The sequence below is a fragment of the Microcoleus sp. D3_18a_C4 genome, from assembly GCF_036702415.1.
Lineage (GTDB): Bacteria > Cyanobacteriota > Cyanobacteriia > Cyanobacteriales > Microcoleaceae > Microcoleus.
On sequence record NZ_JAUBTI010000053.1, the window covers coordinates 32,414 to 44,955 of the forward strand.

Below are 12,542 nucleotides of genomic sequence, written 5' to 3' on the forward strand. Positions count from 1 at the left end.
TTTAATGGAAATATTGCACCATTCTCAATTACTTGTTTAGGAACAGGCAAGATGCCTGTTCCACAAGAAAATTCATCTCTTGTGGAACGGGCATCTTGCCCGTTCTTGAGAATGGTGCCACCTATGAGATTTAACGGAATTTCCCCTAGTGTCTCTTGCTGGCCGATCGCCTTTTGGAACCTTGAAAGCAAGAAACACTTCACTGTAACTTCCGGGCACTGCGAGATATTTGCTGTATCCATATCGGCTCATCCTACCGTAAGAGCAACGATCGACTGTTACCGCTTGCACTTTTCTTGTACGTTAAACTGCTGATCTCAGAGATAGTCGATCGGCTCCCCCGATCGGGGCTACATCGAATTAATAGGCTTTCTAGCGATTTTTTTGCTAAATAACAATAATTTACGACAAATTTTTTGCTGAACTCTACCATTTTGATGTATTTTTTGCTACATTGAATTTTTCGGTAAAACTAAGAAAAGTCAGCACAGTTAAGAAGCGTGCAAGCTCGATCGGGGGTTGGTTGTCTCACTTTGTATCGCACTGCTGGCAGAAGCTGTTTTTCTCACTCTTAAATATATCCCAGAGCCTCACTTATGCAATCAACTTCCACACCTGTAGAGACTATCGATCGACCGTTTATCACTTGGCAGCGAATTATCGACTGGGCCCAGGAACACTACCGCTGCCGGACTTTTAGCAAAGACGAGCGGATTCCCGCAAGACCCGGACTGCTGTATTTAGTCCAGAAAGGTTCTGTGCGACTCGTAGGTAGCGCTCAAGTTAGCGCTGCGGCGGCGAAGTCGAAATCCGCTGACAAAACTACAGAAGAAGCTTTTTTGGGCTTCGTCGGCGCAGGCCAGCCCTTTGAACTGGTTGCTCAGTCTCCGTTTACTCTCCAAGCTTACGCTCATGCCGATCAAACTCACGTAGTGTGGATGTATTGGCACGACTTAGATAACTGGCCTCACTTTCGTAGGGAAATTTTGGATGCGTTTCGCTACCAGCACCAGCGGAAACTTCTCTGGCTGAGCACTTTGGGACAGCGCCGGACGATCGACCGACTGTTGGGATTTCTCACTTTGTTGATCGAGGAGTTTGGCGAACCTTACATAGGTGACGACGAACCGGATGTGGTTCGGGGCTACCGGCTGCCTTGGGCCTTGACTCACGCTCAAATTGGCAGCGCAATTGGCTCAACGCGGGTGACGGTGACGCGACTGATGGGTAAGTTGCGATCGAAAGGTTTGATTAATACTGAGGATGATAATTTAATCTGTTTGCCGGCTAAGTCTAACCCCCAAAAGACAAAAAACCACAAGCAGGACGTAGAAGATTCCTTGGAAGATTCCCTGGAAGATGAAGATTCCCTGGATGATTCCCTGGAAGATGAAGATTCTCTCGAAGATTCTGAATAAAATCCTGCGGTAAATTGCCAACAAACAGCGCGTCACTATTAGTTTTGGGCAGTCGCGCTCGATCGCTCGACAGTGTACGATGAATTGTGTAAACTTTTGCCGTTCTCGAAAGGTGCGACTGACAATGACCGATGACAAGCAAAAATCTTCAATCCCGAACAATCAGCAACGGGTGGTATTCTGCGACTTTGACGGCACGATAACTGTTGAAGAAACTTTTGTGGCAATGCTCAAGCATTTCGCACCGGAACTGTCGTCTCAACTGATCCCTGAAATATACGCTAGAAGGCTGAGTTTGCGATCGGGAGTGCGGCAGTTACTAGAGTCTATTCCCTCGGAACGTTACGGGGAAATTGTGGAATTTTCTAGGGGAAAGCTGATGCGGCCGGGATTGTTGGAATTGCTGGATTTTTTGGACGAGAAAAAGGTAGATTTTGCGATCGTTTCCGGCGGTCTTCGGGTCATGGTAGAGACGGTAATGGGCGATTTGGTACACCGGGCGAGCGTTATTTACGCTGTGGATGTGGACGCTAGTGGCCCTCGCTTGCAAGTCAATTCTGAGTTTGAAGGAGATGAGGAATTGGTGTCTAAGGTGCGGGTGATGGGCCAGCACCCGGCCGAGGAACAGGTGGCAATCGGAGATTCGCTGACGGATTTTAATATGGCTTTGCAGGCTTCGTCGGTGTTTGCGCGCGATCGGCTTGCCCAGTATCTAGACGAACAGCAAAAGCCTTATACTAAATGGGATAATTTTTTTGATGTCTTGGAAAATTTGTCCCAAAAATGGAATTGAAACTATAGCCTTTCTCAAGAAAAGTTATGTGTGTATTGGTAAAGTGTGCACTGCCCACCCTACGTTTATATAAGCCAGGGCAATTCCTATTAACTCACATCTTGCACCATTGTCAATAAGCCTTCACGAGCCGGCAGGATGCCCACCACACAAGAAAATTTACTCTTTGTGGAACAGGCATCTTGCCTGTTCTTGAGAATGGTGCAAAATGTCACTATTACCGTAAAAAGTAGATTAAAAACTGAGGATTTGTAAAGAATGAGTGGCGATTTGAGATCGGATTTAATTGCAGCAGCCAAACATTTTTACGATCGCGGTTGGATGGTTGGGACTGCTGGCAATCTTTCAGCCCGCTTACCAGATGGCACTTTTTGGATTACTGCTAGCGGCCGCGCGAAAGGGCAGTTAACTGAACAAGATTTTATCAGAATGAACTCAGACGGCGCAATTGTCGAGCAACCTGTTGCCGACAGCCGCCCTTCGGCCGAAACCAGCATTCATTTAGCCGTTTACAATTGTTTTCCAAACGCTAAAGCTTGCTATCACGTTCACTCGATCGAGGCAAATTTAGTTTCTCGGCTAACAGCAGGAGATGCAGTGCCTTTACCCGCGATCGAAATGCTGAAAGGTTTGGGGGTGTGGGAGGAAAACCCGCAGGTGGCGATACCCCTATTTGCAAATTATTTGGAAGTGCCTAAAATAGCCAAGGAAATTTGCGAATTTTTTGCCGTTTCAGCGCCGTCTGTACCCGCTTTATTAATTCGCGATCACGGCATCACAGTCTGGGCAGACTCGCCAGCGGCCGCCTACAATTACGTAGAAATTGTAGAATACATTTTTCGCTATACGATCGCAGCCCGCCAATTAAATTTAGATTGAAGATTTGGGATTTGAGATTGAGCGGTGCATGAATTCGGAATTATGTAAGTTCGCCCTAAGCAGCTTACGGCTATTACCGCTATGATTAGCCTCTCAAACCACTTTTTGTATCCCGGACTCTAGGAAACGAGCAAACATTCAGAAGAGGCAACAGTCATGGCTAAATATACCAGAATTTTATCCATAGATGGAGGTGGAATTAGAGGAATTATTCCAGCGCAAGTTTTAGTTAGCGTTGAGTCAAAGCTGCAACAGAAAAGTGGCAACCCAGATGCGAGAATAGCTGACTATTTTGATTTAATCGCGGGCACAAGTGCGGGAGGAATTTTAACTTGCATCTATTTGTGTCCTGATGCCAAAAATCCCACCAGACCTCGGTGGTCGGCGAAAGATGCTCTTAATTTTTCGATTGAGAGCGGCCGCGACGTTTTTAAGAGTTCATTATGGCAAAAACTCACATCTATAGACGGTTTGATAGATGAGAAATATCCAGGCGAGCGCTTAGAACAATTCTTTTTGGAAAACTTTAGAAATTGCAAACTCAGCGAACTGCTGAAACCTTGTTTAATTTCCAGTTACGACATCGAAAGGAGAAAAGCTCACTTTTTCGATCAAATAGATGCTAAAGAATATCCAGCCCAAGACTATTTTATTAGAGATATCGCCAGAGCCACATCTGCAGCTCCCACTTTCTTTGAAGTTACCAAAATCCGCTCTTTGACGAACGAATCCTACGCTTTAATTGACGGGGGAGTTTTCGCAAACAATCCCGCACTTTGTGCCTATGCAGAAGTTAGAAATAAATTCAGAATTCCCGACGATCGCTCCGACAAAGGCCCGACAGCAAAAGATATGGTAATTCTATCGCTGGGGACAGGAGAAGCTCAGAAAAAATACCCCTACGAAGAAGCGAAAAATTGGGGGCAAGTTGAGTGGGTTCAGCCTTTGATTAATATCATGATGACGGGAGTTGCTGAAACTGTAAATTATCAATTAATTCAAATTTATGATGCGGTTGAAAGACCGAATCAATATTTGAGAATTACTCCCGATTTGAGCCGCGAACAACCGCTGCCGATTGATGATGCCTCGGAAGAGAAGATATCGGCACTGCTGAGAATTGGCAAGGATCAAGCCGAAAAGAATAATGAACAGTTGGATAAGTTTATCGACTTGTTACTTGCGGAGCAGTCCTAGGATTTTAGTCATATTGTAGGGTGGGTTGGGCGCGGCGATTAAGTTAAGTCACCAATAAATAAATTTTAAACCGCGCCTAACCCACCAACCGCAGGGCTGAAAGACAAAAAATATATGTTGACAAATCGTGCAATAATTGCTGTAGGATTGCCTACAATCTCTATGTGGCAGTGCTTCGCCCTGTTTGCAATTAATCGCGAGCCGTCAGTAATTGGTTAAAAAATACCAAGAAAAGCGCGATCGACATTTAGATGAAACCTTCAATAACAGGTGGTTTCAGCGGTTTTTCGTGACGTTGTTCTTGGGTGGCCAAGTGCTGCTACGCATACTCCAAGGCAAAATTGACCGCCGCAAAATCATGGAACATTTAGTAACAGTAGGCTTGGATTCTTTCCGATCCGTGCTGCTAATAGCCTTTTTTGGCGGCATGATTTTTACATTTCAATCAGCCAGAGAATTGGTTCGCTTTGGCGCGGTAGGGGCGATGGGAGGTGCTTTTGCTGTGGCATTTTGCGGCGAATTAGCGCCACTTTTAACGGCCGGCGTGGTGGCGGGACAAGTAGGTTCGGCATTTGCGGCGGAGATAGGAGAAATGCAGGTGACGGAACAAATAGACGCCCTGTATATGTTAAGAACAAATCCGGTTGATTATTTAGTAGTGCCGAGGGTGATAGCTTGCTGCATCATGCTGCCGATTTTAACAATTTTTTCGGTAGCGGTGGGAATTTTGGGCGGGCTATTTGTAGCGGTTCATTTTTATAATTTGGAACCGTCGGTATTTTTGGAATCGGTGCGGACTTTTTTGGGGCCTTGGGATTTAGTAACTGTGGTGATTAAAAGTTTTATTTTTGGGTTGATAATTGCCCTTGTCGGTTGCGGTTGGGGATTGACGACGGTGGGCGGAGGGAAAGGAGTAGGCCAAGCTGCAACGGCGGCGGTGGTAACTTCTTGGGTGTTGATTTTTGTAGCAGATTTCTTTTTATCGTTGTTGATATTTCACGAGTTGAGGATGCTCAAAGGTTGATAATCTTGGCGATTATAGCAGGATTCAGGAGTCAAGACGCTTAAATATTAAGGGTTTGAACAATCATCAACCCGAATGCCACCAGAATTTCTATAAAATAACATAAAGATTTTTTAAACCGCAGATTAACGCAAATAAACGCTGATAAAATTGCATCAGCGTTGATCAGCGTTCATCCGCTGATATCTGCGGTTTAAAACTCTCAACTTGAGATTTTAGATTGGAGAAAGGAGGGCGATACACTCGAATTGCCTCAATAGGAACTTCCCCATCTGTTTCGGGGACGATTTCGAGGGTGTGTTTGGAGTTGCTCAAATTCTGAGCCAATGTTGTAGGGTATTCGCGGCTTGAATCTGCAATTTGTGGAGGAACGTATGAATCAACAAACATTGGTCGCACCTGCCAGGAAATTTCAAATCCTTTTGGCGTCGGTTTTTTAGAGTATTCATAAGAATTTTTCAGCCACCAGTTTCTCGGTTCAATCACGACGCGGCCAGAGTTTGAGACAAACATTTCGTCGTTTGTACCGCTGCCGTCGTAACCTGTTTTAGAACCTACAACGTCAAATTTAAACTTGCTGGCGTCGCTGTTAATCTCAGTAATTATGGCTTTCCAATCTTCGACGATTAGCGGTTTTTGGCTGGATATTTGGATGATTGCCGGCCAACCGACCCCCAGGCTAAGGCTAGGTCTGGTGATGCTGTAAAGTTCAGGAAATTCTGAGGGTTTTTTGCCGTCGATCGCAATTCTAGCAGAAATTGCCTTGCCGTTGAAGGTTTTATCGGCGATCGCATCTATTCTATTTCCTTCAAATTCTAAAACCAACTTGCCATCTTGCCACTTAACATCCCTGCCAACTGTATAGGTTTTCACTAAATCCTGCTGCGGTTGAGGAGAATTTGGCTTGTATCGCAGGTGCGGTTTTATCAGAGCAGCTAGCAGAAAATTTCCCCAATCATTAAGGTGAATGTTGTCGCTCAATAGCTGTTGTGGCTGCAAGCGATTATCTGTCAAATACCTGCGCCAAGGTTCGCGAATTTCCGCGATTTCGCAGCCGTACTTATCGGCCAATTCCGGCAGCCATTGAGTAGAATGAGTGTTGTGCCATTCGTATCTTGTGACTGAATTTGGATCGTCGCTGTTGCCTGTCGGCATCCAGTCGATGTGGTCTGAATGCAAGAGTATTTCGCTAGCAGTGCGGCTGCGGACATTGGCAATTATGGCTTCGTAATCTTCACCGCCTCCGTAGACGTGAAAAATTAGCAAGTCTGGATAAAAAGGATACAAATCATGTTCGCTGGGACGGATTAAAATCGGTGCTGCAAATCCTCCGATTGCCCGATTTTCCACAATTAAATCTGCATTGGGAAATCGCTGTCTCAAATCCTTCACTACATTTTTCCACCAATCTTGTTCTGTGATGGATTGACCGTAGAATAGAATACGCACTTGGCGGCGGTTTGTTGGAGTGCTAGCAGCAAGTAGCCCCATCGTCCTTTGAATCCTCGCTCCAAAACTAGCATTATTTTCAATAGGAGCGGGTGGGGGGAATGGCGTATCGGCAGCTATTTTTTTGATGAGCGGAACTAACAGAAAGCTGAGACACAAAAAAAGCAGCCACAAGTAGCGATAAATCTTGGATTTTCTGCTATTTCCTGGGTGTTTTGCCATTGTTTTATTTTTCCCTGTCCGTTTCACTTCGCTCAAGGCGACTGTGGGATGAATGCTACGCCTCTAATCAGTAGCTGTAGCGTGCTTATGGGGGCACCTCACCAGTAGCTGTAGTGTAGGCTGTATGGAAATATATTACCAAATTGAGCGCGACAAAAAGTGATATAATGCCAGCTAATTAATTGCACTCCGATCGATCGCACGTCAAATGGATTACAAAACAGCCCGCAGTTTTCTGATCGACCAAGGAACCGCCCTGGAAACCAAGAAAAATCCCGACGCCTTCCTGATGCGTCTCAAACAAGGTCAACCGCCCGTACCCGGACAGGTGACATCGATTTTATTAGCTTTAAAAATATTGTTTGAAGGGCTGCAAGAATCTCCAATGCTCGATCGACAATTGATCTCGGCACTGCATTTACTGTCAGTAGAAGGTTTGCAGCAATTTGAATCAGGACTCCGCAGAGGAGTTTCTTGGCCGCCGCTGCTGAAGGAAGACTTAAATCGAATTGCGATCGCAGTCAAGAATATCTTTTCCGGCGTCTGGCAATAATTAGCTCGGCTACCACCGATCCCGATACCCACCGCCAGTAAACTCAATTTTTTTTCTACATTTTTTTCTACAATTATTTGTAAAATTTTATGTTAATCTTGCTACATTTACCCTCGAATTGTGGCATCTTAATATAAGAATCAGTTCTCACAAACACTTGGAGAGACTCCCATGAACGCCGAAGAAAAAGCTAGACAACTAATTGCACGAGAAAGGCAGCATAGCGAACACTTGCACGAATCTATGCTCAATCGTTCCTCCCACGAGCTAGAAACACATGGGGAGGGAATTGCTGAAGAAAAAGCCAGAGAATTAATGGCTCAAGAAAGGCAGCACAGCGAACACCTGCACGACTCTATGTTAAGCCGTTCTTCCCAAGAGGTAGAGGCATCGATCGCACCGGATGACACTGACAAATAAATTTTGTTAACACAAGACTTACGGACAGATACCAAGAAACCTGGTTTTTATACCATTTTTCATACCATAACAAAGGGCTGTAAAAAGGTTTTTGTATAAACAACCAGGTTTCTTAGTCCTGCAATAGTTCAGCACAGCAAAACTCTACTCAAATCGAGGAGAATTTTAGGTGCAATCAAAACAGCCCCTACTCGGTTGGCAGGCGCTATCACAAACATCCACGCGCCAAATATAGCAAGAGAAAATGCCAAGTTCTACTGCTCGCGAAAGCTTTCGAGGGATGCCAAAAGAGCTGGCAGTCCCGCTAGCGCGGCCGACACCAGAGCCTCATCTTTGTAAACTCGCGCTCGCAGAATAGGGGTACTTTTAGACGCAGAGGTGAAAGAGCCTCGCCGTTGGGAATTTCCGGTTTCTGGCGTCACGCAAAACATAGCAGTATCCTCGCAGTATTGTCAATTAATCCCTAAATATGCGCCCGTAAAATTTCTCACGGGTTGCTGTATGTTTCTATTATTACTCAGATAAATAACCGAGAGGAAACCCTGAAATAATTATTCACGATTGCTAGGGATCAACTTAAACTGCTTAACGGCTTTTATTAATTTGTTACACGGCCGGCGTTTGTTTCAGCCGATCGCCCACAGCGACACAGACACCCGCAACCAAAATCACCGATTTCACAGGAGGAACGCGGATCAATGATGCTAACTCTTAGTGCAGCAACAGTTATAAGTCAAATCAGGCCGACTGTCGAAAGCTTGCGCGACGGAGACTACCGCTACCGAGACTCCTTTGCGCTCGATCGACCTTTCAGATAAATCCAATTTCGCAAACAAGACAGATAAATCACCGGCAGCGATTCAGACAAACGCGCGGGCAAAAGTTACTGCTTCCGGGGCATCCCCCAGCACAACAACATTATTAACATCACGGTAGCGAGCGAAATTTCCCCAAAAACATCACAGAAAATCGAGTGGAAATTAGCACCTGGAAACCACATTAATTTCGACAGGTTTTATCCGCTGCAAGCAGGGTCGGGATTAGAATTGTACAAATGTTTAACAGCCTTTTTACCAAAATTGAAGTAATTATATCAAATATGGTGGATTGCACCGGATATCTGTAGGACAGGGCTTGGCCCATAGGTGTCAACTTAAGCTTTTAGTCCATCAATATTCCCGCCTACCCGTCAGTCCGCCAGGGGTTGAAACCCCTGTCGGACTGTCGGACTGTTTAACGTTAAGTTGACACCAATGGACACTGCAGTGTCCCTACCCTTCTTTGTGTTAATTTAACCTAAGAACCAGCATTTTCCAATTCTTCCCGCAGCATTTCCCGATAGACTTTCGGCAAACGAGAACTCATAGAATTGGTCTCAATTCCATATCCCAAACTCGTCCAAGTTCCCGAAAGCATCCGCAACACGTCAGTTAATCTTTCCTGCCGCAACATCTCAGAAATATCAGCTTTCCAAAACTTGCGATCGCTCAACCAAGCATAAACCACAGCATCCTGATCTTCTGGTTCAAAACTGTAATCTTCCCAGAATAAAAAATTAGCACGACGCGCCTGATAGCGCTTAGCCTTCTCCTTCCAAGTCGAAGTCAGAAATTGATACCTGCCCGCTGCCGTAGTACACTTGCCCCGATTCGGGCCATTAACAATCCTCACACACCAGTCAGGATGGCGGCTCAAATCTAATATATATTTGCCACCGTAAACAACGTGATAAGGCCGAGAAACATTCGACTCGCTAGCAGAAATAGTACGCATCAGCGCCCGAATATAAGGATCGCCCGTTTTAATAGCCAGCGGCGGGAATTTTCCCCGCCCGCTTACCGACTGCGATAACTGCTGATTTCCCCGCAAATTAGCAACCAAAAAAACACCGCCGCCAATCACAGCGCCGATTAAAAGTATAAATCCGAGGATTTGAATTTCTGCTCGCCTCAGCAAACCTCTTTTGCGACGGCCGAATTTCTCAGCTTCCAGCAAAGTCATTTCCATTTCCGAAATTTCGGCTAATTTTCGAGCCGCCCGCATCCGGCGCACCCGAAAATCGTATTGATATAGCGGCGCTGCTACCAGCGTTAGACTCGATAAAACCCCCGCCAATTTAATCAGCCAGAAATCTAATTCACCGGCTACGGCAACATTTGTCAGAGTAGATATTCCTGTTAGTAATTGAGCCGGATCGATCGCTCGCGCTGGCCAATAAAAAACCGCAAGTTGCACCAACAGCGACAGATTAAAGGCAAAAAAAATCACTACAACAGCATTCAAGCCTTCTCGCAAGTGCGATCGAATACCCGTATGGCGGCGCTTGAACTTGCGCGCAACGCGAAAGCGCCCCGGCAGCATAATTAGTAAGGGATTTAAGATTTTGACTGCTAAAAAGTGACAAACAAAGAATAAAGGCAACTGAATCAGCCAAGCCGCCAGCAGTAGAGTCAGAAAGCCGATATCGTCGCTGACAAAAGGAATGCCCCTGCGAAGGACAAAACTAAAACTCTGAGCGAGAGCAAATGCCCTTAACCACGAAATCGGATAGGGGAACCAAGCTGGCCACTTGAGAGTTTTCATGCTGAGAAAACGAAAGTTTAAGGGCGAATAGTAAAACTATTAAGATTTTGCCAGATTTGGCGATCGGAAAATTGTTGTAGGGTGCGTCAGCCCAAATCTTTGACCCAAATCACATCTTGCACCATTCTCGATCAGCCTTTTTTGGGCCGGCAGGATAAGCCTTTTTTGGGCCGGCAGGATGCCCGCCCCACAAGAAAATGCACTTTTTGTGGAACAGGCATCTTGCCTGTTATTGACAATGGTGCAACATCTCAGACCAAAATCAAAGTGTTTTTGGTCTGAGGCACCGAACCCAAGCGAGACTAATTCAATCAAATCACACTGGCAAACAACTCCTCAAAACTCTTTTGCGGAGCCTCCGACTTCGCCACAATTTCCACAACCTTGTTGCGAGAAGTCGGCTGAAACAGCGCCTCCACGCACACTTGGGCTACCTTGGTGCGGGGAATGCTGCTCTCAAACATTTTGTCGGCACCAGTCATGACGATCGCATCTGAATTATCCTCATTTTTGAGACCGCCCGGACGGACGATCGTATAAGTTAGGCCGCTTTTTTGCAAATATTCCTCGGCTTGTTTTTTCCAAACCAAAATCAGCCAGAACAAATTCAGCGGGTGAAAAAACTGAGAGACGCACAGAGAAGTCACCAGCACAAAATGCTCAATGCCCTTAGCCTTAGCTGCATCCACCAAATTTTTAGTACCTTCAAAATCCACCTTGTAAGGCGCTGTGGGGTCAAAACCAGGGGCCGCCCCTGTCGCGCACAGCAATACCGTACTATCGCCGATGGCATCGCCCAGGGAAGTCGCATTTAATACATCCCCAGTCACTAACTCTACCTCCGGTGGTAAAATTTGCCTAGCTGTCTCTAGATTTCGGACTAAAGCGCGCACGGGAATACCTCGCTTGACCAATTCTGCGACGATGCGGCGGCCAGTCTGACCTGTGGCTCCTGCTACAAATGCTTTCATATGTCGAGTTATGCTGAACTAGGGTAAGTTTTGTTGCTATCAATTTCTCAATTGTAGGGAGGAAACTCCCTTAACACATCCCCAACCCGACCGGTGCGTATTACAGGAGAGTATAGAATGAAGCAAGATTCCGCTGAATATCAAACTTTTGAAGCTTCTGACGAAAATTACTACCCAGATGCGAGTGTCCAACAGCCCGAAAGTGGAAGCGCGGATGCACCAGAGGAAGTTGAGCCGATTTGGTTTCACACGCATTTTGAAGACAGCATGGAGATGTACGCCGATGCGGAGACGGTGGCGAAGCATTTGAACAACCACAAGAGTTGGTTTTGCCATTGCGCTTCGCCGATGAAGGCCGAGCCGATCGGCGAAAACGGCTATGATTTATTAATCGGGCGTTTTGGGGCTTTTGGCTACCGTGTTGAAGCGAGAATTGGTTTAGAGTTGCTGCCGCCGGATGCTGAAGGCTGTTATTTGATTAAGACTATTCCGGTTCCGAATTATACCTCGCCTGGGTATGAAGTGGATTTTCGATCGGCAATGAAGCTAGGGGAGATACCGTCTCAGGAGTTTGCCGCCGATTGGCCGAGCTCGGAACGTGCTAAGCTGCCGCCTGTGATTACCATTACTACCTGGAAGCTGGATTTGGCTGTGGGGGTTTGCTTTCCCAAGTTTATTCGATCGATGTCTCAACCTTTAATTGAAAAAACCGGCGATGCGCTTTTGGAAAAAATCATCAAACAAGTTAACCGGCGCTTGACTTATAAAACTCAGGTTGTTTTTCACGAAAGTTTGGGCATTCCTTTTCCGAAAAATCCTAAGAAACATTAACCAGACTTGGGTTCTAACTCACATTTGTAGGGTGTGCACTGCACACCTTACTCATAAGTGCGATCGTCATAACTCATACCATTTTAGATTTTAGACTTCGGCGCGATCGCTCATATCGTTTCCGGTATAGCAATCCTAAATCATTTGCATAATTATTGTAGGGGCAATCCGACCCCTACTCCCCGTGGTTGCCCGATAGATA

11 protein-coding genes and 1 pseudogene are annotated in these 12,542 nt (G+C 45.8%); 8 read left to right on the plus strand and 4 right to left on the minus strand.

Features of this window, described 5'->3' with window-relative positions:
- Positions 1-242, minus strand: a pseudogene (locus QUB16_RS21115) (DALR anticodon-binding domain-containing protein); the annotation flags it as partial.
- Positions 243-596: 354 nt separating this feature from the next.
- Between QUB16_RS21115 and QUB16_RS21120 the strand changes: the two are divergent.
- The 5 genes from QUB16_RS21120 to QUB16_RS21140 all read left to right on the plus strand — a co-directional run bounded on the left by QUB16_RS21120 (position 597) and on the right by QUB16_RS21140 (position 5,311).
- On the plus strand, positions 597-1,418 hold the full coding sequence (locus QUB16_RS21120; RefSeq protein WP_333319087.1) for a Crp/Fnr family transcriptional regulator: 822 nt from the start codon (positions 597-599) through the stop codon (positions 1,416-1,418).
- 124 nt (positions 1,419-1,542) lie between these two features.
- Positions 1,543-2,211 carry an HAD-IB family phosphatase gene (locus QUB16_RS21125; protein ID WP_333319089.1) on the plus strand — a complete coding sequence of 223 codons (669 nt, stop codon included), beginning with the start codon at positions 1,543-1,545 and terminating at the stop codon, positions 2,209-2,211.
- Between the two features lie 258 nt (positions 2,212-2,469).
- The gene (mtnB, locus tag QUB16_RS21130) at positions 2,470-3,090 is read left to right on the plus strand and encodes a methylthioribulose 1-phosphate dehydratase (protein WP_333319091.1); all 621 of its coding nucleotides are present in this window, start codon (positions 2,470-2,472) and stop codon (positions 3,088-3,090) included.
- A 156-nt stretch (positions 3,091-3,246) separates the two neighbouring features.
- Complete coding sequence (locus QUB16_RS21135) at positions 3,247-4,287, plus strand: patatin-like phospholipase family protein (RefSeq protein WP_333319093.1); 1,041 nt, start codon at positions 3,247-3,249, stop codon at positions 4,285-4,287.
- 211 nt (positions 4,288-4,498) lie between these two features.
- Positions 4,499-5,311, plus strand: coding sequence for an MlaE family lipid ABC transporter permease subunit (locus tag QUB16_RS21140; protein WP_333319095.1), 813 nt, complete (start codon positions 4,499-4,501; stop codon positions 5,309-5,311).
- A 165-nt stretch (positions 5,312-5,476) separates the two neighbouring features.
- On the opposite strand, the gene QUB16_RS21145 is transcribed toward QUB16_RS21140, so the two are convergent.
- Complete coding sequence (locus tag QUB16_RS21145) at positions 5,477-6,982, minus strand: SGNH/GDSL hydrolase family protein (RefSeq protein ID WP_333319097.1); 1,506 nt, start codon at positions 6,980-6,982, stop codon at positions 5,477-5,479.
- Between the two features lie 208 nt (positions 6,983-7,190).
- Between QUB16_RS21145 and QUB16_RS21150 the strand changes: the two genes are divergently transcribed.
- Both QUB16_RS21150 and QUB16_RS21155 read left to right on the plus strand, forming a co-directional pair.
- A complete protein-coding gene (locus tag QUB16_RS21150; RefSeq protein WP_333147299.1) occupies positions 7,191-7,535 on the plus strand; it encodes a Dethiobiotin synthetase in 345 nt (114 codons plus the stop codon).
- A gap of 171 nt (positions 7,536-7,706) precedes the next feature.
- The gene (locus tag QUB16_RS21155; RefSeq protein WP_333108562.1) at positions 7,707-7,955 is read left to right on the plus strand and encodes a hypothetical protein; all 249 of its coding nucleotides are present in this window, start codon (positions 7,707-7,709) and stop codon (positions 7,953-7,955) included.
- 1,296 nt (positions 7,956-9,251) lie between these two features.
- On the opposite strand, the gene QUB16_RS21160 is transcribed toward QUB16_RS21155, so the two are convergent.
- Positions 9,252-10,538 carry a glycoside hydrolase family protein gene (locus tag QUB16_RS21160; RefSeq protein ID WP_333319099.1) on the minus strand — a complete coding sequence of 429 codons (1,287 nt, stop codon included), beginning with the start codon at positions 10,536-10,538 and terminating at the stop codon, positions 9,252-9,254.
- A 311-nt stretch (positions 10,539-10,849) separates the two neighbouring features.
- Complete coding sequence (locus tag QUB16_RS21165; RefSeq protein ID WP_333319101.1) at positions 10,850-11,509, minus strand: NAD(P)H-binding protein; 660 nt, start codon at positions 11,507-11,509, stop codon at positions 10,850-10,852.
- A gap of 117 nt (positions 11,510-11,626) precedes the next feature.
- Here QUB16_RS21165 and QUB16_RS21170 point away from each other — a divergent pair, with 117 nt between their 5' ends.
- Positions 11,627-12,340: a DUF1997 domain-containing protein gene (locus QUB16_RS21170; RefSeq protein WP_333319103.1), complete on the plus strand. Its 714-nt coding sequence runs from the start codon at positions 11,627-11,629 to the stop codon at positions 12,338-12,340.
- The last annotated feature ends 202 nt before the right edge of the window (positions 12,341-12,542 follow it).

Coding starts and splice junctions, on each gene's coding strand:
- QUB16_RS21160 (WP_333319099.1), bottom strand. CDS start 10,538: ATGAAAACTCTCAAGTGGCCAGCTTGGTTCCCCTATCCGATTTCGTGG.
- QUB16_RS21170 (WP_333319103.1), top strand. CDS start 11,627: ATGAAGCAAGATTCCGCTGAATATCAAACTTTTGAAGCTTCTGACGAA.
- QUB16_RS21120 (WP_333319087.1), top strand. CDS start 597: ATGCAATCAACTTCCACACCTGTAGAGACTATCGATCGACCGTTTATC.
- QUB16_RS21145 (WP_333319097.1), bottom strand. CDS start 6,982: ATGGCAAAACACCCAGGAAATAGCAGAAAATCCAAGATTTATCGCTAC.
- QUB16_RS21155 (WP_333108562.1), top strand. CDS start 7,707: ATGAACGCCGAAGAAAAAGCTAGACAACTAATTGCACGAGAAAGGCAG.
- QUB16_RS21125 (WP_333319089.1), top strand. CDS start 1,543: ATGACCGATGACAAGCAAAAATCTTCAATCCCGAACAATCAGCAACGG.
- QUB16_RS21165 (WP_333319101.1), bottom strand. CDS start 11,509: ATGAAAGCATTTGTAGCAGGAGCCACAGGTCAGACTGGCCGCCGCATC.
- mtnB (WP_333319091.1), top strand. CDS start 2,470: ATGAGTGGCGATTTGAGATCGGATTTAATTGCAGCAGCCAAACATTTT.
- QUB16_RS21135 (WP_333319093.1), top strand. CDS start 3,247: ATGGCTAAATATACCAGAATTTTATCCATAGATGGAGGTGGAATTAGA.
- QUB16_RS21150 (WP_333147299.1), top strand. CDS start 7,191: ATGGATTACAAAACAGCCCGCAGTTTTCTGATCGACCAAGGAACCGCC.